Source organism: Burkholderia sp. MSMB1459WGS (assembly GCF_001534535.1).
Lineage (GTDB): Bacteria > Pseudomonadota > Gammaproteobacteria > Burkholderiales > Burkholderiaceae > Burkholderia.
The window spans coordinates 1-22,287 of the sequence record NZ_LPMU01000007.1; the positions used below are offsets into that span (position 1 = coordinate 1).

General features: G+C 66.1%; 21 protein-coding genes. 6 read left to right on the forward strand and 15 right to left on the reverse strand.

Annotated elements, in window-relative coordinates; all coding sequences use genetic code 11:
- Nucleotides 1-454 precede the first annotated feature (454 nt).
- The 4 genes from WT97_RS02865 to WT97_RS02875 all read left to right on the forward strand — a co-directional run bounded on the left by WT97_RS02865 (nt 455) and on the right by WT97_RS02875 (nt 4,096).
- Complete coding sequence (locus tag WT97_RS02865) at nt 455-661, forward strand: DUF2191 domain-containing protein (protein WP_060352835.1); 207 nt, start codon at nt 455-457, stop codon at nt 659-661.
- The gene (locus WT97_RS32080) at nt 658-1,041 is read left to right on the forward strand and encodes a type II toxin-antitoxin system VapC family toxin (protein ID WP_082742207.1); all 384 of its coding nucleotides are present in this window, start codon (nt 658-660) and stop codon (nt 1,039-1,041) included. Before WT97_RS02865 ends, WT97_RS32080 begins: the two co-directional genes overlap by 4 nt.
- Before the next feature lie 562 nt (nt 1,042-1,603).
- Nucleotides 1,604-3,649: a transketolase gene (tkt, locus tag WT97_RS02870; RefSeq protein ID WP_060352772.1), complete on the forward strand. Its 2,046-nt coding sequence runs from the start codon at nt 1,604-1,606 to the stop codon at nt 3,647-3,649.
- Nucleotides 3,650-3,781: 132 nt separating this feature from the next.
- Nucleotides 3,782-4,096 carry a hypothetical protein gene (locus WT97_RS02875; RefSeq protein ID WP_034209161.1) on the forward strand — a complete coding sequence of 105 codons (315 nt, stop codon included), beginning with the start codon at nt 3,782-3,784 and terminating at the stop codon, nt 4,094-4,096.
- Nucleotides 4,097-4,203: 107 nt separating this feature from the next.
- On the opposite strand, the gene WT97_RS02880 is transcribed toward WT97_RS02875, so the two are convergent.
- From WT97_RS02880 to WT97_RS02915, 8 genes are all read right to left on the reverse strand, one after another.
- On the reverse strand, nt 4,204-5,397 hold the full coding sequence (locus tag WT97_RS02880) for a porin (protein ID WP_060352773.1): 1,194 nt from the start codon (nt 5,395-5,397) through the stop codon (nt 4,204-4,206).
- A gap of 142 nt (nt 5,398-5,539) precedes the next feature.
- Entirely contained in the window at nt 5,540-6,943 is a 1,404-nt protein-coding gene (locus WT97_RS02885; protein WP_060352836.1) for an MFS transporter, read from the reverse strand.
- Nucleotides 6,944-7,108: 165 nt separating this feature from the next.
- Nucleotides 7,109-8,434: an FAD-dependent oxidoreductase gene (locus tag WT97_RS02890; protein WP_060352774.1), complete on the reverse strand. Its 1,326-nt coding sequence runs from the start codon at nt 8,432-8,434 to the stop codon at nt 7,109-7,111.
- Between the two features lie 34 nt (nt 8,435-8,468).
- The gene (locus tag WT97_RS02895; protein WP_082751312.1) at nt 8,469-8,924 is read right to left on the reverse strand and encodes an aconitase X swivel domain-containing protein; all 456 of its coding nucleotides are present in this window, start codon (nt 8,922-8,924) and stop codon (nt 8,469-8,471) included.
- A complete protein-coding gene (locus tag WT97_RS02900; protein WP_060352775.1) occupies nt 8,921-10,207 on the reverse strand; it encodes an aconitase X catalytic domain-containing protein in 1,287 nt (428 codons plus the stop codon). The genes WT97_RS02895 and WT97_RS02900 overlap by 4 nt, the downstream gene beginning before the upstream one ends.
- Entirely contained in the window at nt 10,208-11,125 is a 918-nt protein-coding gene (locus WT97_RS02905; RefSeq protein ID WP_060035094.1) for a TauD/TfdA family dioxygenase, read from the reverse strand.
- A complete protein-coding gene (locus tag WT97_RS02910; RefSeq protein WP_060352776.1) occupies nt 11,115-12,497 on the reverse strand; it encodes an MFS transporter in 1,383 nt (460 codons plus the stop codon). Before WT97_RS02910 ends, WT97_RS02905 begins: the two co-directional genes overlap by 11 nt.
- A gap of 1 nt (nt 12,498) precedes the next feature.
- On the reverse strand, nt 12,499-14,214 hold the full coding sequence (locus tag WT97_RS02915; protein WP_060352777.1) for a dihydroxy-acid dehydratase: 1,716 nt from the start codon (nt 14,212-14,214) through the stop codon (nt 12,499-12,501).
- Between WT97_RS02915 and WT97_RS02920 the strand changes: the two genes are divergently transcribed.
- Nucleotides 14,174-15,265 (forward strand): LysR family transcriptional regulator, encoded by a 1,092-nt coding sequence (locus WT97_RS02920; RefSeq protein WP_257128443.1) that lies wholly within the window; start codon nt 14,174-14,176, stop codon nt 15,263-15,265. The two genes, WT97_RS02915 and WT97_RS02920, sit on opposite strands and share 41 nt — an antisense overlap.
- A 19-nt stretch (nt 15,266-15,284) precedes the next feature.
- Here WT97_RS02920 and WT97_RS02925 read toward each other — a convergent pair whose 3' ends face one another.
- Nucleotides 15,285-15,572, reverse strand: coding sequence for a helix-turn-helix domain-containing protein (locus WT97_RS02925; protein WP_236872845.1), 288 nt, complete (start codon nt 15,570-15,572; stop codon nt 15,285-15,287).
- A gap of 187 nt (nt 15,573-15,759) precedes the next feature.
- Between WT97_RS02925 and WT97_RS02930 the strand changes: the two genes are divergently transcribed.
- Nucleotides 15,760-16,614: an SDR family oxidoreductase gene (locus tag WT97_RS02930; RefSeq protein ID WP_060352778.1), complete on the forward strand. Its 855-nt coding sequence runs from the start codon at nt 15,760-15,762 to the stop codon at nt 16,612-16,614.
- 209 nt (nt 16,615-16,823) lie between these two features.
- On the opposite strand, the gene WT97_RS02935 is transcribed toward WT97_RS02930, so the two are convergent.
- The 6 genes from WT97_RS02935 to WT97_RS02960 all read right to left on the reverse strand — a co-directional run bounded on the left by WT97_RS02935 (nt 16,824) and on the right by WT97_RS02960 (nt 22,204).
- The gene (locus tag WT97_RS02935) at nt 16,824-17,720 is read right to left on the reverse strand and encodes an amidohydrolase (RefSeq protein WP_060352779.1); all 897 of its coding nucleotides are present in this window, start codon (nt 17,718-17,720) and stop codon (nt 16,824-16,826) included.
- An 88-nt stretch (nt 17,721-17,808) separates the two neighbouring features.
- On the reverse strand, nt 17,809-18,123 hold the full coding sequence (rhaM, locus tag WT97_RS02940; RefSeq protein WP_034209484.1) for an L-rhamnose mutarotase: 315 nt from the start codon (nt 18,121-18,123) through the stop codon (nt 17,809-17,811).
- A gap of 17 nt (nt 18,124-18,140) precedes the next feature.
- Nucleotides 18,141-18,929 carry an SDR family NAD(P)-dependent oxidoreductase gene (locus WT97_RS02945; protein ID WP_059506121.1) on the reverse strand — a complete coding sequence of 263 codons (789 nt, stop codon included), beginning with the start codon at nt 18,927-18,929 and terminating at the stop codon, nt 18,141-18,143.
- Between the two features lie 93 nt (nt 18,930-19,022).
- On the reverse strand, nt 19,023-20,201 hold the full coding sequence (gene rhmD, locus WT97_RS02950) for an L-rhamnonate dehydratase (protein ID WP_060352780.1): 1,179 nt from the start codon (nt 20,199-20,201) through the stop codon (nt 19,023-19,025).
- A 104-nt stretch (nt 20,202-20,305) separates the two neighbouring features.
- The gene (locus WT97_RS02955) at nt 20,306-21,241 is read right to left on the reverse strand and encodes a dihydrodipicolinate synthase family protein (RefSeq protein ID WP_059506125.1); all 936 of its coding nucleotides are present in this window, start codon (nt 21,239-21,241) and stop codon (nt 20,306-20,308) included.
- Between the two features lie 78 nt (nt 21,242-21,319).
- On the reverse strand, nt 21,320-22,204 hold the full coding sequence (locus WT97_RS02960; protein ID WP_034209155.1) for a glycosyltransferase family 2 protein: 885 nt from the start codon (nt 22,202-22,204) through the stop codon (nt 21,320-21,322).
- Between the last annotated feature and the right edge of the window lie 83 nt (nt 22,205-22,287).

Genomic DNA, 22,287 nt, shown 5'->3' on the forward strand with positions numbered 1-22,287 from the left:
ATGACGGAAAGGCCGATGAAACATGCGACATCTGTATTTAGCTGGCGCTACGACATCTGAATCCGGGTATGACATTGAGGTCCGAGTTAAAATTTACAGTCCGGACTAGGCAGGCATGTCGGTTTCCGGCTATGCCAAAATAATACAAATAAGCCTTCAATCGCAACGGCTTTCCAGTGCCGGTAATTGTGCAGCAGCCCATTACACAATTATCGTGGTGGCACGACATGCTTGACGACACCTCACACCCGCCTTGGTGCGAGCATAGAGATCGAAACGGTTGCCCATGCGGGCGCCAGCGACGTTCGCCAACTTCTAACGCCACCGTAGTCGGATCTCCTTGGCGAAAGCGTCACGGCCCCACTTCAGGCCGATTGGTGATCCGCTTGTCAATGACCGAATCGCTGTTGAATTGATGCTAAAATTGATGCGGAAAAGCATCAAAGGAGCCATCATGCGTACCACCGTCACCGTCGACGACGCTCTCTATGCGCGCGCACTCGAACTCGCCGAACCTGGCATGCCGCCGGCCGACCTATTCCGGGCGGCACTTGAAACCTTCGTGCGCGTCCAGGCCGGTCAACGCCTGGCCGCCCTGGGCGGTCGCGCACCCGACATGGCAGATATCCCGCGCCGCGCTCCCGAGGTAATCGTCCGATGAGTGTGTTGGTCGACACGTCCGTGTGGGCCGAGCATTTCCGGCGGCCACTACCAGTGCTCATCCAACTTCTGAGCGTCGATAACGTCCTTACACATCCACTGGTGATACTTGAGCTCACGTGCGGGACGCCGCCCGAACCGCGGGCACGAACGCTGGGAGATCTCGCGTTATTGCGCCAAACGCGCCGCGCGACGCCAGGCGAAGTAGCGGACTGGATCGAGCGGGAACGGCTGTATGGGCGCGGATGCGGTGCCGTGGATTGCACGCTGCTTGCATCGGTGCTGTTGACCCCGAACACCCGACTCTGGACGCGCGATCGGCGGCTCGCGCAACTGGCAGAGCAATTCGGGGTTCACTACGTACCGCCTGACCTGCATTGAGCGAAGCAGTTGCCGACTTCTTTGCGCGGTCTGTCGCCGTGCCTAGGCGCGGTCCCGCTTCGCTCCTCGCGATTAGGCCGCCCGCTTCTGGGCGGGCCGCCCATCCGTGCGGCAAGTGCCAGAAAAACCAGATCAGACTGCCGGCCTACCGATTCGTTGCACGTCCGCAGTGCGTGGCGTTGATAGGTCACGGCCCGTTACCAATCCAGAATGCCTTTTAGCGCCTGCTCCATCTCTTTCTGCTTTGGGGACATAGTGTGGTGGTCGAGCAATCCCGGACGCTGCGTTAAGTTTCGCATGCGTCGAGCTGGTCGCGCGGCGGGCTGAATCGAACTGAACCGCTATTAAAGCAGGGGCAGTTGGCGTGGATCTCGTGTGGATACCGAGACGAGGTCGACATCCTTCCCGACACGTTGCATCCAGGCAATGACTGGACGCGCACCCCATCAACGATTAAGTCGAAGGCAAACGCTTCGAACATCTCCCCATATCCTCGCCGTCGCCGAGAAGGTATGCATATTGCACCGTCGCCTCATCTTTCCCAGCCAACACAGGAGAACCGATGAGCGATCCCACCGCAAATTCCGGGACGACTGCGAAAGCGGTGCCGTCCCCACGAGACCCACATCTGCGCGCGCTGGCGAACTGCATCCGCTTCCTCGCCATGGACGCAGTACAGAAAGCCGACAGCGGTCATCCCGGTGCGCCAATGGGGTTGGCTGACGTCGCGACGGTCCTGTTCAAGGAGTTCATGCAATTCGATGCATCGGACCCTCACTGGATCGACCGAGACCGGTTTGTGCTTTCCAATGGACACGCGTCGATGCTCCTCTACAGCCTTCTCTATCTGACGGGCTATTCGGACATGACCATCGACGAGCTGAAGCGGTTCCGGCAAGTCGGCAGCAAGACACCCGGTCATCCGGAGTACTCGCATGCCGAGGGAATCGAACTGACTACCGGCCCCCTCGGTCAAGGCATCGCGGACTCCGTCGGCATGGCGTTGGCCGAGCGCGTCATGAATGCGCACTTCGGCGACGATCTCGTCGATCACTACACGTATGTATTTCTCGGTGACGGTTGCCTGATGGAAGGCATCAGCCACGAGGCCATTTCGTTGGCCGGCCACCTCCGGTTGGGCCGACTGATCGCGTTCTGGGACAACAATTCGATTTCGATCGACGGCGCCACCAAGCTCGCGGTCTCGGACAACGAGATCGAGCGCTTTCACGCAGCTGGATGGCACGTCCTGGAAATCGACGGCCACGACACGGATGCGATACGGAGCGCCATCGAGACCGCCCGGACAACGCATGATCGACCGACCTTGATCGCATGCAGGACGATCATCGGATTCGGCTTTCCGACGAAGGCTGGAACCGAGAAAGCCCATAGCGATGCCCCGGGCGAGGATGAAATCTCGGGCGCACGCCAGGCGCTCGATTGGCATTCGCCGCCGTTTGAAATCCCGGATGACCTGCTGCAAGCATGGCGGGAGATCGGCGCGCGTGGCAGCAAGACGAGACTCGCGTGGGAGGAGCGCGTCCGCCAGGCGCCGCATGCGCTGCGTACCGAATTCGACCGGCGCAATGCCGGAAAGCTTCCGGATAACTGGAAGGCGGCGATTGCGGCGGCACGGCAGGCGTTTATTGCCGGTGGCAGTGCAATGGCCACCCGCAAGGCCAGCGGTGCGGTGCTCGACTATCTCGTCGACGCGATTCCGGAATTGCTGGGCGGCTCGGCCGATCTTACGCAGTCCAACAATACGAAGACGAAGAAGCAAATCGCGATCGAGCCCGGCCGGTTCAACGGTTCATACCTTCATTACGGCGTCCGCGAACACGGCATGGCCGCCGCCATGAACGGCATTGCCCTTCATGGCGGCCTCATTCCGTACGGCGGCACGTTCCTTTGTTTTTCGGACTACTGTCGACCGGCGATCCGGTTGAGCGCGATGATGCGGGTGCGGTCCATCTTCGTGATGACGCACGATTCCATCGGCCTCGGAGAAGACGGTCCGACTCATCAACCCGTCGAGCACCTTGCCGCCCTTCGGGCCATTCCCCAACTCGCGGTCTATCGGCCGGCCGACCCAGTCGAAACGGCAGAGTGCTGGGAACTGATTCTCGAACAGCCCCGCCGGGCTGCCCTCCTCGCATTGTCACGACAGCCGGTCCCGCTCCTGCGCAACGAGCCTGGAAACGAAAACAAGTCGGCACGCGGTGCCTATATTTTGCGGGAGGCCGATGGCGGGCCGCGCCAACTCACGTTGCTCGCGACAGGTTCGGAGGTCGACCTCGCCGTCCAGGCACGCGACGTCCTGCAGCACGAAGGCGTGGCGACGGCCGTCGTATCGATGCCGTGCCGCCTGCTCTTCGAGGAACAGCCACGCGATTACCAACGGGCCGTGCTGGGCGCTTCTCCCGCGAGGGTCGCGGTCGAGGCGGCGGTCGAACTGGGATGGGAGCGGTACATCGGCCCGGAAGGCCGCTTCGTCGGCATGCACAGCTTCGGCGAGTCCGGGAAAATCAAGGACGTGTACGACAAGTTCGACATTACGGTCGAGGCGGTTGTTCGCGCGGCGCATCAGGTGTTATCCGAAGTGTGACGTTGCTGCGATCCGCTCGAGATGCGATGACCTCGCAGGGTTCGTGGATGTGCCTGGAGAAGTGGGCGCGGTCGATTTTCGATGGATTCTCGCGTAGCGTTAGAATAGCGCCCCTTCTCATGGGAGACGACAATGTCCTGGTTCGTTTACGAAGTGCCCGAATATCACGAAGACGCTGCGCGCATCGAGCCCTTCAGCGACCTGCGCAGCCGTGTGCTGCAAGTCAGTGGCGTGGCCATGGCCGACGAGTTGGAAAGCGTTCGCGAGAATGCCGCGGCGACGGCGGACACCCCCGATCGTCCCCTGCGTACGCCGGAAAATCCGCATGTCTTTCCGATTCCTTACGCCGACTCCATGATCCTCGTCGGCTTCATCTTCGATTTGAAACGCGAATTCCGGCAACTGGTCGTGTCACCCGTGGAAATGCCCTGGCTGAAAGACGCGTAAAGCGTTGCGTCGGCGGGATTTCATACTCGGCGGCCTATTCGCTGCTCGTCGCGACGATGCTGTCCCGTTCGGCAACGCGCGCAGGCCCGCCGCGCGCCGTTCGTACGCTAGAAACGATGCCGCAGCCCCGCCAGCACCGCGATCTGACTGCTATGCCCCACCCCCGCCGGTCCGAAGAAGTTGATCGCGACAGTGCTCGCATCGCCGGCTCGCCGCTGATAGACCATCGACATGTGCAGATCCGTGCGCTTCGACAGCAGGTAGGTGACGCCCGCATCCACTTGATGCCATTTCGGTCGGTCGCCGGTCGCGAACGACGTCGCGCCGCTACTGGCATACCCGTGGCCATCCGTGAAGATGTAGCCGACCCCGCCGATCAGCACCGGTGTGAAGTTGTAGCGCCCGTTGATCTCGTAGTTGTCGATGCGCAGGCTGTGGCCGCCGCGATAAACGAGGCGCGTGTCGGTGACGACCAGATTCACCGCTGCGGCGCCGAACGAATAGCCGGCGCCCAGCGCCGAGATTCGCTGACGCTCGACGAACCCCGCGTTGTAGAAGATGCTGGTCGAGCCACTGTACTCGTCGCCGATCGCGCCATTCGAATTGTTCCCCGACGACGCAATACCCGCCGACGGATTGTTCAGTTGCAGGTAGCTCGCGACCACATGCAACGGTCCGCGCAGGTAATCGAGCCCGAAGCCGTACGCGCGGTTGTTGGCGAAGCCCTGCCCGGCGCCGCCGCCCGCCTGGTTGCTGAACGCATAGATCGCGCCCAGCTTCAGTCCCGCGAGCGGACTCGCCTCGTACTTGACGCTGTTGTTCAGGCGAAACGTCTGGAAGCTATCGTCGACGTCCCCGATGTGTGCGCCGTAGATGCTGCCGAACTGAAGCCACGCCATCAGCGGTGCGACGTAGTCGAACGTGTAGTCATACTGACGGCCGAGCGTCAGCTTGCCGTACTGCTTGCTTGACAAGCCGACGTACGCCTGCCGCCCGAACAGCCGGCCGCCCTGCGAAGACGTGCCGTTCAATCCGCTGAAACCCGCTTCGAGCTGGAACACTGCGGAGAGGCCGCCGCCGAGATCCTCGCGTCCGAGGAAACCCAGGCGGTCGCCGCTGCCCCAGCCGGTCGCCATCGACCAGCGCGATGCGCCCCGGGTCCTGATCGACGACGCGACCGTATTCGTCCAGGCGATGCCCGTATCGATGATGCCGTATAGCGTGACCGAGCTTTGCGCATGGACCGCGAACGGCGCCGCGAGGGCGCAAGCCGCCGCAGCAGTGCAGACTGCTGTTTTCATCGTGCTTCTCCGGTTTCGATGGAGTGAGGTGATGCGGATCGAAGGCGGCGGGAGCGAGCGTCGGGCGCGAACGCGCCGCATGTATCGCTGCGGCGACCGTGCGCGGCACGGCGCCCCCGGCCCCCCGCCGCTGCCGCTATTCCTAGCGTTCCGCCGCAGGCAGCGAAGGCTCGGCGCCCGCGGGATCGCACGCCGCGAGCCCGTCGTCGTGCGTGTCGCCCGGCCGGTACATGCGACCGAGCATGAACATCAGCGCCGCGACGGTGACGACCGGCAGCGCCGCGACCTGGAACAGCTCGCGCACCGGCACATGCGCGGCGAGCAGCATCCCGCCGATCATCGGGCCCGAGATCGAGCCGATCTTGGCCACGCCGATCGCGGTGCCGGTGCCTTTCGAGCGGAAGCTGGTCGGATAGACGATCGACGCGACGGCATTGAGGCCGGCCTGAGTGCCGGCGACGCAAAAGCCGACGCCGAACACGGCGGCCGTCAGCCACGCCGTATCGAGGTTCATGCCGAGCGCGGCGACGAGCGGAAAACCGACGAGCGGCAGGCAGGTGACGAGCCGCACGCCATGGCGGTCGATGAAGCGCATCAGTACGAGGCCGCCGAGCGTGCCGCCGACCGAGAACAGCGTCGTCATCAGCGCGGCGCGATGGGGGGCAACGCCGGTCGCTTCGATCAGCACCGGCAGCCAGTTTTGCAGGAAGAACAGCGCCATCGAATTCGCGATGTACGCGAGCCACAACGCGGCGGTCACGTAGCGCAAGCGGCCGGCGAACAGCAGGCGCGGGGAGAACTTCGCGACGCGGTGCTCGTCGGTCACGACGAAGCGCGCATCCGGCGACAATGCGAGTTCGGGCCGCACGCGTGCGGCGGTCGCGGCAATACGGTCGTGCGGCCAGCCGTTGAGCACCTGATAGCGCAGCGACTCCGGCATCACGAACGACAGCGCGGCAGCCACCGCGAGCGGCGCGAGCCCGCCGACCACGAATACCGCGGGCCAGCCGAAGTGCGGCACGAGCCACACGGCGACGCCGCCGCCGAAGCCCGCCCCGAGCGTATAACCGGTGAACATCAGCGTGACCCAGGTGGCCCGCAGTCGCTTCGGCGCGAATTCCGATACGAGCACGAACGCGTTCGGCACCGCACCGCCGATGCCGATGCCCGCAGCGAAGCGCAGCCACAGCAGGTGGTCGACACTCGATGCCCATGCGGTCGCGAGCGTGACGAGCCCGTACCAGCACGCACCGAACAGGATCGCGCGCTTGCGTCCGATCCGGTCGCCGATATAGCCGAACAGGATCGAGCCGATCATGATGCCGAAGACGTTGGCGCCGAACACCGGCCCGAGCACGCTGCGCTCGATGTGCCATGCGCGAATCAGCGAAGGCGCGGCGAACGCCAGCGCACTGAGCTCGTAGCCGTCGGTCAGCATCACGAGCCACGTCGACGCGATCAGCAGGATCGCGAAGCGGCCGATCCGCTGTTCGTCGATCAGGCGCGACACGTCCACCGTGCGCGCATCGGGCAGGGTTTGAATCATCGTCTCCTCCTCAGGTACCGCGTCGGCGCGCCGGCAGATCCGGCGCGTCGCGCGTTCCGTCATTGCGTCCCTGGCCGGCGCGGCAGTGGGTGCTGGTCGCGAGCGAGCGTTGCGGATCGCCCGATGCACCTCTTTGGTATTGCCGCGCCGCCGGCTAGTCGTGCGTCAGTTCTTCAGATGCGGTGGATCGATTCGATCGACGTTGTCGGCGAGTCGCTCGCGCAGCATGCCGCGATCGATGTCGTGGACACTGCCGCCATCCGCGAGGTCGAACGCGTGTGCCGCGGCCGCGCCCATAGCGATGCACGGCCCCATCACCCGCACACTCGACAGCGCGGTCGCGTCCGCGTCGATGCAGCGGCCGACCGCGATCAGGTTGTCCGCATCCTTCACGACGAGGCTGCCGAACGGCACGGTATGCAGATGGTCGTCGCCGAACGGCTTCCATTCGTAGCCTTCGGCGCGATCGTGCAATTCGATCGGCCAGGAGGTGCGTGCGACCGCGTCCGGAAACTGCGTGGCGGCGATCACGTCCGCCGAGTTCAACTGCTGGGCGCCGACGATCCAGCGCGTCTGCCGGATGCCGGGCAGCCCGTAGCTGCGGATGTGCGCGTTGCGATAGATGTGCGGATACTCGGCGCGCAGAAACTCGAATGCGCGGTCCGCCTGATCGCGGCCGACGAGTGCGGTGCGCGACGCCGCCATCGGTTCGAGGGGCGTCTCGATGTGCGTCATGTTCGCAATGCCGATGTTGCGGCCACGGAAATAGAACACGAGCCCGTCCTTGCGCTCCAGCCCATACGCGTGCGCCTTTTTCTCGACGCGCTCGCGAAACGCGGTCGGCGTCGGCAGATCGGTCTCGTCGAGGTTCTCGAGCACGATCATCTGCGTACCGCGAATCGGCGTTTCCGGCTCCTGGCAGTCGAACCCGGCCAGCCACGTGAGCGCGGCATCGCCGCTCGCGTCGACGAAGCCGTCGGCCGCGATGCGCACGTCGCCATAGCGCGTCGCGACGTCGAGCTCGCGCACCCGCCGCCCTTCGCGTACCACGTCGCGCAACACGGCGCCGAGCACGACGGTGATGCCTGCGTCGAGAATCCTCTGCTCGATCCAGCGCGCGAGCGCGACTTCGTCGTACAGCACGACGGTCGTCAGCGGCCCTTCCTTGTAGTGCAGCGCGCCCTTCTCGCCGAGATCGCGCAGGATGCCGTCCGCGATGCCGTGCGTCACCTGGAAGCGCTTCGGTCCGTTCGAGAACAGCCCGCAGAACGTGCCGATGATCGAGTTGACCGCCTGGCCGCCGAGCGCGGGCAGACTGTCGACCAGCACGACCTTGCGGCCCAGCGCGGCCGCTTCGAGCGCCGCCGAGGTGCCGGCGATGCCCGCGCCGACGATGCATACGTCGGCGTCAAGTTTCCAGCCCGTCGGTCGGCCGTCGCGGCGGACGATACGAGTACCCGTGTTCAAAACATGTTCTCCTTGAAAATCCATCGCGGTGGCGCGCGGGCGACGCCGCGCGCCGGAATCAGGCGCGGCCGCGCTTGAGCACTTCGACGACGCCACGCTCGGCATCGACGCGCACCCAGTCGCCCGTTTCGATCACGTCGAGCGGATCGATGTCGAAGTCGGTCAGCGACGGCGCGTGGGTCACCACCGCGCCGAGCGCGATCTTCGTGGTCATTTCGTTGAACAGCATCGCGGCCGGCGCGGTGCCGGCGATCCGCGCGATATGGAACTGGCTGGACCATCCCGACGAACCCTTCGCGCCGGGAAATACCAGCACCTTGTTCGCGAAGCTCTGGCCGCGCAGCTCGTGACGCGTCTCGATGATCGTGCCGGTGCGCGGGTCGATGCCGCCCCAGCCGGAGATACGGTCGCGCGTGACGAGCGCCTCGCCCTCGACACAGCCGCCGACCACCTTGCGTCCGCGCAGCACGACCGACGTGCCGGCCTTGCCATTCATGCCGTGATGCGTGCTCATGCGCGCAGTCCCCCGTTCCAGCGGCCGCCCACCGCGGCCTCGATACAATCGGCCGTGGTGCCGAACCAGGCCTGCACACCCATGATCGCCGGCAGGTAGTGCGCCTGCTTCGCCGAGTCGAGCGCGACGACGCGCGTGCCCTTGGGCATCACGCGGCCGATCGCCGAGCATGTGTCGGTCATCAGCACGCCGCCCGCGTCCTCGATCAGCTTCGTATAGCCGGCCTGGTCCGCCAACTGCCGGGTCGCGCGCGCGGTGAATATCCACAGTTCGGTATTCGCGCCGATACGGCGGCCTTCGAGCAACTGGCAGACCTCCCAGATCTGCTCGATCGAATAGTGCGGACAGCCGAGCATCACGAAGTCGACCTGGGCGTCTTTCGCGGTGGTGTTGACGCGCTCGTACGCGATGCGCCGCTCGGCCGTGCCGTAGCGGATCGTCTCGACCGGCTTGCGGCCGCGAAACGCTTCGTCGCGCGTGCGCGCCTCCGGCGTCTGACCGACGATGTGGTACATCTCGACGCCGCCCGACGAGGCCGCGGCCGCGCCGAAGTGCTTGAGCTTCGGCAAGTTCGGGACGTCGCGCAGCCCGTCGATCACCGGAATGCGGTCCTGCACGAGTTCGCCGACGTAGTAGCCGAGCAGCCCCCAGTCCTGCACCGTGTTCACGTCGACGTCGAGTTCGATCAGATGCGTGCCGCCGCGGTTTTCGTCGAGGTGCAGGCCCCAGTACGGAATCTTGCCGGTCAGCATCGCGGCGCCGGTGCTCTCCCGCCCCTCGGCATTGGTGCGCGCGCCGAGCACCGCGTTGATGTAGATCACCGCGGACGACTCCATCCACGCGCAATGCTCGCCGCGCACCGGCACGTTGCCGGTCAGGTACGGCGCGCAGGTATTGAGCGGCTGAATGCCGAGCCGCCCCGTGAACGCCTCGCCCTGGCGGTACAGCTTCACGATCTCGCCGTCGACGCCCTGACGCTGCGCATGCTGCGGGTCCAGCCCCTGCTGCAGATGGCTGCTGAACACCTTCGCCTTCGGCACCTCGACCACCTCGGGGCTATCGAGGTTGAATTCGGAAAACACCGCGTCGAGACCGCCGTGCTTGGCCGCGTAATCGCGCAGGAACGGCATCGTCGCGCCGACCGTGCCGCACACGTTGTTCGTGTCCACGAGGCGGGACGCGCCGAGCGCTTCGCCGTAGCGCACCAGCAGATCCATCGCACGCTGCACGGCCGCGCCGTCGCGGCCATCGAGCATCGCCCGTTCGTCGTCGTTCAACTGCATTTAGCATGCTCCCTGTACAGGTTCGAGTTGCTCCGCCGGTGGCGCCGCGTGCCGGTCGACGTCGACCGTCGTCGCGCGTCGCAGTTCGCGGCGCACCGACGGGTCGTGACGGCGGCCGCGGTGCAGCGTGCACCGGTTGTCCCAGATCACGAGGTCGCCGGGCTGCCAGCGATGCGAATACACGAAACGGCGTGCGGTCGCATGTTCGAGCAGATCCATCAGCAACACGCGGCCTTCGGCCAGCGTGCGATCGACGACATGCGTCGCGTGCGCGCCGATGAACAGATGCCGGCGCCCCGATCCGGCGTGCTTGCGCACGAGCGGCCAGCGCACCGGCGGCAACGCGTTGCGCTGCTCGTCGGTGTAGTCGGTATCGCCGAGCAGGAAGCGCGAGTGCAGCGCGTAGTGTTCCGCTTCGAGCCCGTCGAGTTCGCGTTGCGTGCGAGGTTCGAGCGCATCCCACGCGGCGCGCATGTCCGCGTACTCGGTCTCGCCGCCCCACTCCGGCACGACGACCGCATGCAGCATCGAATAGCGCGCCGCCGGTTGCTGAAACGAACTGTCGCTGTGCCACAGCTGGTTCGCGAGATTCCCGACGATGCGCCGGTGCGCGCGGTCCGCGATCCGTCCGGACTCGTCCACGTTCGAGATGTCCGCGAGTTCCGGGTATGCGAGCCGCGCATGCGGACGCGCCACGCGCTTGAAACCGAAATCGAGCGGCCCGAGCGCACGCGCGAACGCGAGCTGCTGGTCCTGCGTGAGCGGCTGACCGCGGAACACCAGCACCGCGTAGCGGTTCATCGCGGCGTCGATCGCGCACGCGAGCGATTCGGAAACGGGCGCCGTCAGATCGATGCCGTTCGCGAGGCCGACGAAATCCGGACGCGCGGCATCAATGGGAACGACTTCAAGCGACATGGGCAGCTCCTGTCTGAGAATTGTCCGGTGCTGCATCGTCGCGACGACGATGCAGGCGGCCGAGCGCGAACGCGAGCAGCGCGACGCATGCGACCGGTACCGCGCCGAGGAAGAACATCCGCTCGACCGGCAGATGCGCGGACATCAGCATCCCGCCGATCACGGGCCCGGCGATCGCGCCGATCTTCTGGATGCCGACCGCCGCGCCCGTGCCTTTGGCGCGCAGCGCGGTCGGATAGACGAGCGCCGCGACCGCGTTCAGGCCAAACTGCGTGCCGACCACCGTGAAGCCCGTCAGGAACACCGCCGCGACCAGCATCGGGGCGGGCAGTCCGGTGCCGAGCAACGCGACGAGCGGCGTACCGACGAGCGGCAGCACGGTGATGATGATGGCGCCGCGCGTGTCGACGAAGCGCATCAGCGCGAGCCCGCCGAGCGTGCCGCCAAGCTGGAACATCGTCGAGACGAGCGCCGCGTCGCGCGGCGCGAGACCCACGCTTTCGATCAGCGCCGGCAGCCAGCTACTGAGAAAGAACAGCGCCATCGAGTTCGCGATGTAGACGGCCCACAGCACCGGCGTCAGCGCGCGCAGCCGGCCCGCGAACAGCAGCCGCAGCGAGCCGTCGCGGCGGCGCTCGTGTGCGTGAGCCTGCGATGCGCCGCCGATCACGAAGCGGGCACGCGGCGCGACGACGACGCCCGGCGCGATCCGCGCGACGATCCGCGCGACTTCTGCGTGACGGCCCTTGAGCGTCAGGAAGCGGATCGACTCCGGCACCGCCCACCACAACATCGCGCTCGACACGAGCGGCGCGATGCCGCCGATCACGAAAACGACCTGCCAGCCGAACTTCGGGACGAGCCACGCCGACACGAGACCGCCCGCGCTGCTGCCGATCGTATAGCCGGAATACATCAGCGTGACCCACGTCGCGCGCCAGCGTTTCGGCGCGAACTCCGTCGTGTACGCGATCGCGTTCGGCACCACGCCGCCGATGCCGATGCCCGCCAGAAATCGCAGCACCAGCAGCTGTTCGAGGTCGGTTGCGCGCGACGCGGCGAGCGTGAAGCCTGCGAGCACGACGCTGCCGATCACGATCATGCGTTTGCGGCCGATCACGTCGCCAAGATAGCCGAGCACGAACGCGCCGATCATCGTGCCGAACACGAATGCGCCGAACACCGGGCCGAGCACGCCGTGTTCGAGGTGCCACGCGCGGCTGAGCGCCGGGGCGGCGAACGCCATCGCGGCGAGGTCGTAGCCCTCGGTCATCATCATCACGCCCATCGCGACGATCAGCAGCACGCCGAAGCGGGTGGTCTGCTGCCGCTCGATCACCGTGCCGATGTCGATTGCGGTTTCGTCGCTCATCTCAACGCTCCCGGGCCGGCCGGTCAGCGCCGAGCACCGCGCCTTGCGGCATCGTGCCGACCGTCGCGCGGTAGATCTTCAGCCAACCGGTATCGTTGACCGGCGCGGGTCGCTGCCACGCGGCGCGGCGGCGCGCCAGTTCGGCTTCGTCGACCTTCAGATCGCAGACGCGCCGATCCAGATCGATTTCGATCGTGTCGCCGTCCTCGACGAATGCGAGCGGGCCGCCGGTCGCGGCTTCCGGCGCCACTTCCGCGACCACCAGCCCCTTGCAGACGAGCCCCGACAGATGTCCGTCGGTGAGCATCGCGACCTGCTCGGACAAGCCCGCGCCGTCGATCGCGAACACCACGCGCGACGCCCCGCCGCCCATCGCCGGGCCGCCGCACACGCCCGCGCCGCGCATCACGACGACCTTGCCCGGTTGCACGCGGCCGTCCTTGATCGCGGCGATCGCCTCGTCGGAGGTCGAGAAGCAGATCGCGTCGCCGGTGAACGCGCGCTGCTTGGTCGGCGAGATGCCGAATTTGACGATGCCGGCCTGCGGTGCGAGGTTGCCGCGCACCAGCACGATGGCCGGATGGTTCGCGAACGCGCGCTGCGGCGGACGGATCACGTCGTCGTCGGCGATGCGCGCATCGGCGAGGTTGTCCTTCACCGTGCGCCCGGTCACCGTCAGCGCACCGGTGTCGAGCCAGGCTTCGAGTCGCTTCATCACGCCGCGCCCGCCGCCCGCCGCCTCCAGTTGCTCGATCGTATGCGCACCGACCGGACGCACGCCGGTCAGCACCGGGATCTGCGCGGCGAATTCTTCGAACAGCGCGTACACGTCGACGTCGAGCCGGCCTTCGGCCGCGATCGCCTGCAAGTGCTTTACCGTATTGATCGAGCCGCCGACCGCAAGCACCGTCTTCACTGCATTCCCGAACGCACCGCGCGTGAGGATGTCGCGCGGCTTCAGGTCGTCGCGCACCATCTCCACGATGCGCGCGCCGGCTTCGCGCACGAACGCGAACATCCTGTCGCTGTTGGCGGCGACCGGTGTGCTGCCGGGCAACGACATGCCGAGCGCCTCGCTGACCATGTGCATCGAGTTTGCCGTGCCGAGGCCCGAACACACGCCGGGGCCGCGAATCGCGTTCTGGCTCATGCCGATCAGGTCCTCGACGGGCAGCTTGCCGGTCAGCGCATGCATCGCGCCGACGAACACGTCCTCGATGTCCACGTGCTCGCCGCGATATTCGCCGCTCGGCTGATAACCGCACGCGACGACGATAGTCGGGATATTCAGCCGCGCGGCGGCCATCAGCTGGCCCGGCACGGTCTTGTCGCACGACGCGAGGCACACCATGCCGTCGAGCTGTGCGCCCTCGACGGCCACTTCGATGTCGTTCGTGACGAGGTCGCGCGCGGCCAGCATGTAGGCGCCGCGCGCGCCCGCGCCGGTGATGAAGTCGCTCGGCGCCGCAGTGCGGATCTCGAACGGCAGCGCGCCCGCGGCGCGGATCGCCTGTTTCAGTTGCGCGGCGATGCCGTCGAGGTGGCTGAAGCAGGTGGCGAGTTCGGACGAGGAATTGACGATGGCGATTTTCGGCTTGTCGAGGTCTTCCTCGCTGATGCCGAGATTGCGCCACTGGGCGGCGCGCACCGCGCCGAGGTAGGAACCGCGCGGGAAATTGCTGCGCAACGGGCGTTGCGGCTTGCGTCCATCGGACATGGTGTCTCACTCCTTTGTTGTGGAAACGATGGTAGGAAGCCCGATAAAATCCGTCAATTATGTGAAATCGATAGGTATCATCCAAACCATGGATATTCGTCAGGTCGACCTGAATCTGCTGAAAGTGTTCGATGCGCTGCTGAAAAAGCGCCATGTGACGCAGGCGGGCGTCAGCATCGGGCTCAGCCAGCCGGCGATGAGCTACGCGTTGTCGAAGCTGCGCGAGCTGTTCGAGGACCCGCTGTTCGTGCGCACGGGCCGCGGCATGGAGCCGACGCCGCGCGCGCAGGCACTCGGCGAGCCGGTGGCGCGGCTACTGGATCTGGTGCAGACCGAAATCCTGCCGATGCCCGAGTTTCGTCCCGCCGAGTCGTCGCGAAACTTCGTGCTGTGTATGTCGGACATCGGCGAAATGGTGTTCCTGCCCCGCCTCGAGCACTTTCTCGACAAGGCTGCGCCGCACGTGAGCATCAAGACGGTCGCGCTCGGCATGGCGGAGCTGGAGGAAGGACTGGCGAGTGGCGACGTCGACCTCGCGATCGGTTACTTTCCGGGGTTGAACAGCGAATCGCTGAAGCGCAAGGCGCTGTACCGGCATTCGTACGTGTGTATCGCCCGCGACGGTCATTCGGAAATCGGGGACACGCTGTCGCTCGATCAGTACCGTGCCGCCGCACACGTGATGGTGCACCCCGAAGGCCGCGAGCAGGACGTGCTGGCTCGCACGCACGAGCGCCTCGGGATTCGCGTCAACGTCCGCTTCAGTACGCCGCGTTTCATCGGCGTGCCGTTCGTCGTCGCCGGGTCGGACATGATTGCGGCGGTGCCTCAGGCCGTCGGGCGGCGCTTCGCGGAGCTCGTGAACGTCAAACTGTTGCCGCTGCCCTTCCCGGCACCCACGTACGAGCTCTATCTGCACTGGCATCCGCGCTTTCATCACGAGCCGGCCAACCGCTGGATCCGCGACGCGATGAGCGAACTCGTCAAAGGGCCGATGCAGCACGAGCCGTTGCCGAATACGAAGCGCAGGCGTTCGACGGGGGCTCGCTAGCCCGTGCGGTCGCGAATGGCTAGCGCGGCCGGTCGCGAAGCAGCAGACGCGACCCGACTTCCACGATCGACGTAATCGCCGGCAGCAGTTCCCGGCCCAGCGACGTCAACTCGTATTCCACGGACGGCGGCGACGTCGGCAACACGCTTCGCCGGATCACGCCCCGCTCCTCGAGATCACGCAGCCTGCCGGTCAGCACCTTCGCGGTGATGGTCGGGTTGTCGCGCCGCAACTCCGAAAATCGACGCGGGCCGTTGCTCAGGCACCAGATCAGTTCGGGCGTCCACAGGCCGCCGATCAACGCCATGCATTTCGACATCGGACAGCCGGGAAGCGGCTCCACCTTCTTTCGCATTCTCAAGCCCATCGTCGTCCCACCGAGGTTTCCATTTGGTTACTTGAAAATGATGGTAACCGATGGATAGGTGGTTTCCAACGGAAACCTTCATCCCTACACTTGGAACCTCACCTACCGATACACGGAGAGAACGAACATGTATGCAATAACGGGAGCATCCGGACAACTCGGGCGCCTTGTGATCGACGCGTTGCTTGAAACCGTGCCGGCCAGCCGGATCGTCGCGGCGGTCCGGGATCCCGCGAAGGCGCGCGACCTCGAGGCGTGCGGCGTGGTGGTGCGCGAGGCCGACTACAAGCGGCCTGAAACGCTCGCCACCGCGTTGGTCGGTGTCGACAAGCTCCTGCTGATCTCGTCGACCGAAGTCGCCGGCCGCTTGCCGTTGCATCGCGCGGTGATCGATGCGGCCGGGCAGGCCGGCGTCTCGTTGCTCGCCTATACGAGCATGCTGCACGCCGACACTTCGCCTGCCCGGCTCGCGATCGAGCACCGGCAGACGGAAGAAGTCATTGCGGCGTCGGGCCTCCCCGCCGTCATCCTTCGCAATGGCTGGTACACCGAGAACCACATGATGGCCCTTCCAGCGGCGCTCGAGCACGGCGCGTTCATCGGGGCCGCCAAGGCGGGGCGCTTCTCTGCCGCCGCGCGGAAGGACTATGCCGAGGCGGCAGCCGTGGTACTGACGACGGACGGCCACGCAGGAAAGACGTATGAACTCGCGGCCGACGATGCGTTCACGCTGGCGCAGCTAGCCGCGGAGGTTTCGCGGCAGTCCGGCAAGACCGTCGTCTACAACGATCTTGCGCAGGACGCCTATGCGGACGCGCTGACGAGCGCCGGGTTGCCGCCCGAGCTTGCCGGCATCCTGGCCGATGCCGACGTGGCCGCCTCGCGCGGTGCGCTGTTCGACGACGGCGGCGCCCTCGCGCGACTGATCGGTCGACCCACGACGCCGTTGGCGAACGTCGTCGCGACTGCGTTGCGCGGTTAATGCAGGCAAGCGCCGGGAAGGCGCGAGCCAGCACCGCTCGACGTCGGGCAGTGTGGCCGGCGCCTGCACAGCCGCATCGATCTCGCCGGCTGCCCCGCTGCTCGCGGCCCGTCGGAACCGGCGGATGCGCGCGTTGCGGCGCGGTGCAAATCACGCCGATCGACGACGCGCGCATTGCACGTCCGTTGACGTTCACAGTGGCACGTGGCTCACAACCGATAAGTTCGCAGCGCATTATGGACGAACAGTGCTTCGCGCTCATCGTCGCGGGCGCCCGCGACGATCTCCGCATAAGCGTGCCAGAGCGCTTGATAGCCGGCATGGAGCCGATCGACCGGGAAATTCGACGCGAACATGCAGCGCGCCGCGCCGAACACGTCGATCGCCTCCAGCACGTACGGGCGGAAACTCTCGACCGACCAACGATGGTCGAACATCGCGAGCCCGGACAGCTTCATCGTCACGTTCGCTCGCCGCGCGAGCCCGCGCAGTCCGTCGCGCCATTCGCGCCAGCCGTGCACGCTGGTCCGGTCGACGAACATGCCCGTATGGTTGACGATCACGGGCGTGTCCGGGTGCGCATCGATGACGGCGAGCGCGGCGCCGACTTGGGCCGGGTACAGCTGCAGGTCGAACGACAAACCGAACTCGCTCAGCATGCCGAAGTTCTCGCGCCAGCGCGGCTCGGCCAGATAGTCCACGTCGACGTAGTTGTACCAAGGGTCCGGATGCCGGTTCAACACTTGCCGGATGCCGCGCACGTTGGGATGCGCCGCCGCGTCGGCGAGCCGGATGCGTGCGTCCGGCGCGAACAGGTCGACGCCGGCGACGACGCCGTCCGGCATCCCGCCGCTCGCCGGCGCCTCGGCGAGCGCCTGCAGCCAGTCGACTTCGCTCGGCGTTGTCCACGCATCGTGGATCGCCTCGACATGCACGACCTTCAGCACGTCGATATCCGCGCCGGCGTCCGCACGCAGGTCCGCGGGCAGGTAGCGGCGAGGCAAATCCGCCACCGCGCCGGAGAATGCCGGCTGAGCGCGATCGAGCCAGCCGTAACTCAGCGCATCGGCGTCCCAGAAATGGACATGGGGATCGACAACCTGCATGTGGGCTCCGTGAGTTCATGCGACACGATGATCCGCTGCAACGGTTCGGCACACGTCGAGCGCTGCCGATCCGTTGAACGTGCCGGCCTCATTCCAGATGAAACATCGGCGCCAGCGCTTTCTCCACAGGACGTCCGTCCGGTCCGGTCGCCATCAGGTCGGCCATGTACGCCCACCAGCGACGCATCACGTCCGTTTCGGCAAGTTGCGCGATCCGATGATCGGCCGGCCGTTTGAGCACGGCGAACAGGTGATGGGTGTCGTCGTCGAGAAAGATCCAGTAGTCCGAGATGCCCGCTGCACGAAGCGCGTCGGCCAGTTCCGGCCAGATCGCATCGTGCCGGCGCCGGTATTCGTCCTGCTTGCCGGGGTGCAGGCGCATCCTGAAGGCGATCGTTTCCATGCCCATGCCTCGCGGTGTCATTGCAGGTTCACGTACATGCCGCCGTCGACGAGCAGCGCGGCGCCATTCACGTAGCGCGCCATGTCGGACGCGAGAAACACGACGCAGTCGGCGACGTCGTCCGGCTCGCCGAGGCGGCCGAGCGGAATCCGGCGCTCGAAGTACTCGGTCTTGCCGGGCGCGGCGAGATCGTCGTCGTTGATCTCGGTGCGGATCGTGCCGGGCAGCACCGAATTGCAGCGAATCCGATGCGGCGCGAGCGCAACCGCGCACGACTGCATCAGCGCATGGACGCCGGCCTTGGTCGGCGTGTAGTGCGTCTGCATGCCGCCGCCGACCAGCGCGCTGATCGAACTCGTCGCGACGATCGCGCCGCCACGCCCTTGCGCGGCCATTTGACGTGCGGCGGCCTGGGTCATGTAGAACGCACCGTGCAGGTTCACTGCCATCGTTCTTTGCAGCAGTTCTGGCGGCAAGTCCAGGAAGCCATGGAACGGGCAGATTCCGGCATTGCTCGCCAGCACGTCGATCCGGCCGAATCGCTCGACCGCGGCCGCGACGAGCGCGCTGGCCGTGTCGGGCTGCGCGACGTCGCCCGGTACGGCCAGCGCGTCGCGCCCCGTCGCGCGAATCGCGTCGACGAGCGCGTCGATCTCGTGATCGGCCTGCGCAGGCAGCAGCGGGTTCGTCCAGTAGTTGACGACGATGTCGGCGCCATGCCGCGCACACGCCAGCGCGATCGCGCGGCCGATCCCGCGCGATCCGCCTGTCACGACGACGATTCTGTCTTCGAGCAACTTCGTCATTGCGCCCTCCTCTCTCGACCATCACGCGTTCGGCAGCGGCCGCCGCCGTTCGAGCCGGCCGGCCTCACGATGCGGGTGCACGCCCGCGCGCGCTCAGTGTTCGTACGGGCGCTGCATGCGCACGTCCGGATTCAGGCGCACGCCGAAACCGGGCGTGTCGGGCACCCTCATCCGTCCGCCGACCGGCACCGGCTCGTCGAGCAGCAGCGGATCGAACATCGGCACGACACGATCCGCCTGCGGCGCCATCATCAGGAATTCGGCGAACGGGCTGTTGTGCCGCGTCGCGACGAAGTGGTAGCTGTAGACCGACGAGCCGTGCGGAATCACCAGCACGCCGCGCGCGTCGGCGAGCGCCGAGATCCGGATCAGCTCGGTGAGCCCGCCGCACCAACCCACGTCCGGCTGAATGATGTCGCAGCACTCCATCTCCAGCAGCATCCGGAAGCCCCAGCGGGTCGCCTCGTGCTCGCCGGTCGTGACGAGCATGCCGCGCGGCACGTCGCGGCGCAGCTTCGCGTAGCCCCAATAGTCGTCGGGCGGCAGGCATTCCTCGATCCATTTCAAACCGAGTGCGTGCGCTTCGTGCGCGAGCCGCGTCGCATACGGCACGTCGAGACTCATCCAGCAATCGAGCATCAGCCAGAAATCGGCGCCGACGCGCGAACGCATCTCGGCCAGCGCCTCGAGATTGCGGCGCAGGCCAGCCTCTCCCTCGGCCGGGCCGTGATGCAACGGCAGCTTGCCGCCGATGAAGCCCATCTCCTTCGCGAGATCGGGCCGCGCACCGGTCGCGTAGAACTCGAGCTCGTCGCGCACCTTGCCGCCGAGCAACTGATGCACGGGCTCCCGCCGGACCTTCGCGAGCAGATCCCACAGCGCGAGATCGACGCCGGAAATCGCATTGAGTACGACGCCCTTGCGTCCGTAGTACAGCGTCGCGTAGAACATCTGATCCCACATCTTCTCGATGTCGGTCACGCGCTGCCCTTCGATGAAGCGCGCGAGATGCCGCTCGACGATGAACGCGCCGATCTCGCCGCCGGTCGTCACCGCAAACCCGACCGTTCCATCGCTGGCCTCGACTTCGATCACGAGCGTGCCGAGCACGTTGATGCCGAACGACTGGCGGCTCTGCCGGTATTCGGGGTAGCGCGACATCGGCGTCGCAATGTGGTCGTCGATCCAGTGACCGGTATCCTGATCGTGATAGTCGGCACCGCCACCACGCACCGTCAGCGCGCGGACCGCGCGTATCGTCGGCATGCTCATTCTTCGGGTTCCTTGGTTGGGTTATCGGGTGCGAAGGCCGCCCGTACGCGTCGTGCGCACCGGCTGCGGCGCAAATCGCCACGTCGTGCCGCGAGGCGGCCGCGTCAGCGTGCCCAGCGCAGCACCAATGCGTCGAGGCGTCGCGCAATCTCGATCAGGCCCGCGCGCGTCGCCGGATGCAGCGGCGCGAGCGGGCGGCGCGGCGCGTCCGATGCGATCAGGCCGCCCTCCTTCATCAGCGCCTTCGCCGCCAGCAGGCCGGCCTGACGGTTCTCGTAATTGATCAACGGCAGCCATTGCTCATAGCGCGCGACCGCGTCGTCACGCTGCCCGGCCAGATACGCGGCGAGAATCGGCTGCAGCCCGTCTGGGTAGCCGCCGCCGAGGATGCTGCCGGTCGCGCCCGCATCGAGATCGGCGAGCAGCGTGATCGCTTCCTCGCCGTCGAACGGCCCTTCGATCGCATCGCCGCCGAGCGCGATCAGCTCGCGCAGCTTCGCTGCCGATTGCGGCACCTCGATCTTGAAATAGCGCAGATTCGGAATCGTGTGCGCGATGCGCGCCAGAAACGCGGCCGATACCTGCGTGCCGCTCATCGGCGCATCCTGGTACATGATCGGAATCGCGATCGCGTCGGAGAGCTCCGCATAGAACTGCTCGATCGCGGCCTCGCCGCAACGGATCGTCGCGCCGTGGTACGGCGGCATCACCATCACCATCGCCGCACCGGCCGCCTGCGCGGCGCGGCTGCGCGCCGCGCAGATCGCCGGATTGAAATGCGTGGTCGTCACGATCACCGGCACGCGCCCCGCCACGTGCTCGAGGATCGCCGCGATGAGCCGCTCGCGCTCGTCGTCGGTCAACGAAAACTGTTCCGAGTAGTTCGCGAGGATGCACAGGCCGTCCGCTCCGGCGTCGATGATGAAGTCGACGCAGCGCTTCTGGCCCGGCATGTCGATCTCGCCCGACTCGGTGAAGATCGTCGGCGCGACGGAGAACGCGCCCGTATAGCGGCGGTGAATCGGCTTGGTCAAGCTCATCTGGAATCCTCTCTTGTAATAAGTGATCCGAATTTAACGGTGCATGGGTCGTGCGCCAATACCACGATAAATCACGCGTCACACGCGCCCGTACCGTCCTCGCAGCCCGTCGGTCACGCCGCAATAGATCGCCTTCAACTTCAGACGCTTGTTGCGCGCATGCAGCAGCACGAATGCGACGTGCTTGAGCGTGATGAGATTGATCAGCAGCATCGCCGGATAGCGCCGCCAGTAGTCGCGGGCGACGAGGATGCAGTTGCGCGCCGCATAGTAGTGGCGCAGCGGGCTCTGGTCGAATATCTCGACACGCGGCCAGTGCTGCTGCGCGGACGGGCTGCCGAGTTCGTGGGGCAGCGACACGTCGGCGTTGACGCATACCGGCACGCCGTGCGCTTGCGCGCGCATGCAGTATTCGGCGTCGACGTGGTCGATGAAGAAATCCTCGCGAAAGCGGCCGAGCGCGCGATACGCGTCGAGCGAGATCGCGGTGCCCGACGAGATGATGACCGAGCACGACAGCAAGCCATGCGCGCCGCCGTGGATCGGCGTGATCTGCGCGGACCAGCGGCGCACCGTGAACAACGGCAGGTCGCGCTGAAAATTGCGGTTGAAGATCCGCGGCCCGACCAGGAAGCGGCTGTCGCCCACCCGCGCGCAACCGGCCAGCATTCGGTCGAAATAGTCGTCCGGAACGTACGAATCCTGATCGAAGATGAAGAAGACGTCGCAGCCGCGGCCGATCAGGAATTCGACGCCGGCGTTGAACGCCCCGGCGATGCCGCCGCGATTGTGATTCGCGATCACGTCGACGCCGCCTTCGGCAAGCCGTGCGTACAGCGCACGATCGGCGACGGGCGAATTGTCGACCGCGACGACGGCGGGGCTTTTCGCGGGCAAGGTCAGCAAATGCTCGATCTGCGCTGCGGACGGCTTGTACAGCGTGACCAACGTACCGTGTGTCATGACGGCACCTCGTGACGATCAAGTAGCGATGCGCCGCGCCGGTCGATCCGGGCGGCCCGTCCTCCTTTGCACGACTGCTTGTC

Coding starts and splice junctions, on each gene's coding strand:
- WT97_RS02865 (WP_060352835.1), top strand. CDS start 455: ATGCGTACCACCGTCACCGTCGACGACGCTCTCTATGCGCGCGCACTC.
- WT97_RS32080 (WP_082742207.1), top strand. CDS start 658: ATGAGTGTGTTGGTCGACACGTCCGTGTGGGCCGAGCATTTCCGGCGG.
- tkt (WP_060352772.1), top strand. CDS start 1,604: ATGAGCGATCCCACCGCAAATTCCGGGACGACTGCGAAAGCGGTGCCG.
- WT97_RS02875 (WP_034209161.1), top strand. CDS start 3,782: ATGTCCTGGTTCGTTTACGAAGTGCCCGAATATCACGAAGACGCTGCG.
- WT97_RS02880 (WP_060352773.1), bottom strand. CDS start 5,397: ATGAAAACAGCAGTCTGCACTGCTGCGGCGGCTTGCGCCCTCGCGGCG.
- WT97_RS02885 (WP_060352836.1), bottom strand. CDS start 6,943: ATGATTCAAACCCTGCCCGATGCGCGCACGGTGGACGTGTCGCGCCTG.
- WT97_RS02890 (WP_060352774.1), bottom strand. CDS start 8,434: ATGGATTTTCAAGGAGAACATGTTTTGAACACGGGTACTCGTATCGTC.
- WT97_RS02895 (WP_082751312.1), bottom strand. CDS start 8,924: ATGAGCACGCATCACGGCATGAATGGCAAGGCCGGCACGTCGGTCGTG.
- WT97_RS02900 (WP_060352775.1), bottom strand. CDS start 10,207: ATGCAGTTGAACGACGACGAACGGGCGATGCTCGATGGCCGCGACGGC.
- WT97_RS02905 (WP_060035094.1), bottom strand. CDS start 11,125: ATGTCGCTTGAAGTCGTTCCCATTGATGCCGCGCGTCCGGATTTCGTC.
- WT97_RS02910 (WP_060352776.1), bottom strand. CDS start 12,497: ATGAGCGACGAAACCGCAATCGACATCGGCACGGTGATCGAGCGGCAG.
- WT97_RS02915 (WP_060352777.1), bottom strand. CDS start 14,214: ATGTCCGATGGACGCAAGCCGCAACGCCCGTTGCGCAGCAATTTCCCG.
- WT97_RS02925 (WP_236872845.1), bottom strand. CDS start 15,572: ATGGCGTTGATCGGCGGCCTGTGGACGCCCGAACTGATCTGGTGCCTG.
- WT97_RS02930 (WP_060352778.1), top strand. CDS start 15,760: ATGTATGCAATAACGGGAGCATCCGGACAACTCGGGCGCCTTGTGATC.
- WT97_RS02935 (WP_060352779.1), bottom strand. CDS start 17,720: ATGCAGGTTGTCGATCCCCATGTCCATTTCTGGGACGCCGATGCGCTG.
- rhaM (WP_034209484.1), bottom strand. CDS start 18,123: ATGGAAACGATCGCCTTCAGGATGCGCCTGCACCCCGGCAAGCAGGAC.
- WT97_RS02945 (WP_059506121.1), bottom strand. CDS start 18,929: ATGACGAAGTTGCTCGAAGACAGAATCGTCGTCGTGACAGGCGGATCG.
- rhmD (WP_060352780.1), bottom strand. CDS start 20,201: ATGAGCATGCCGACGATACGCGCGGTCCGCGCGCTGACGGTGCGTGGT.
- WT97_RS02955 (WP_059506125.1), bottom strand. CDS start 21,241: ATGAGCTTGACCAAGCCGATTCACCGCCGCTATACGGGCGCGTTCTCC.
- WT97_RS02960 (WP_034209155.1), bottom strand. CDS start 22,204: ATGACACACGGTACGTTGGTCACGCTGTACAAGCCGTCCGCAGCGCAG.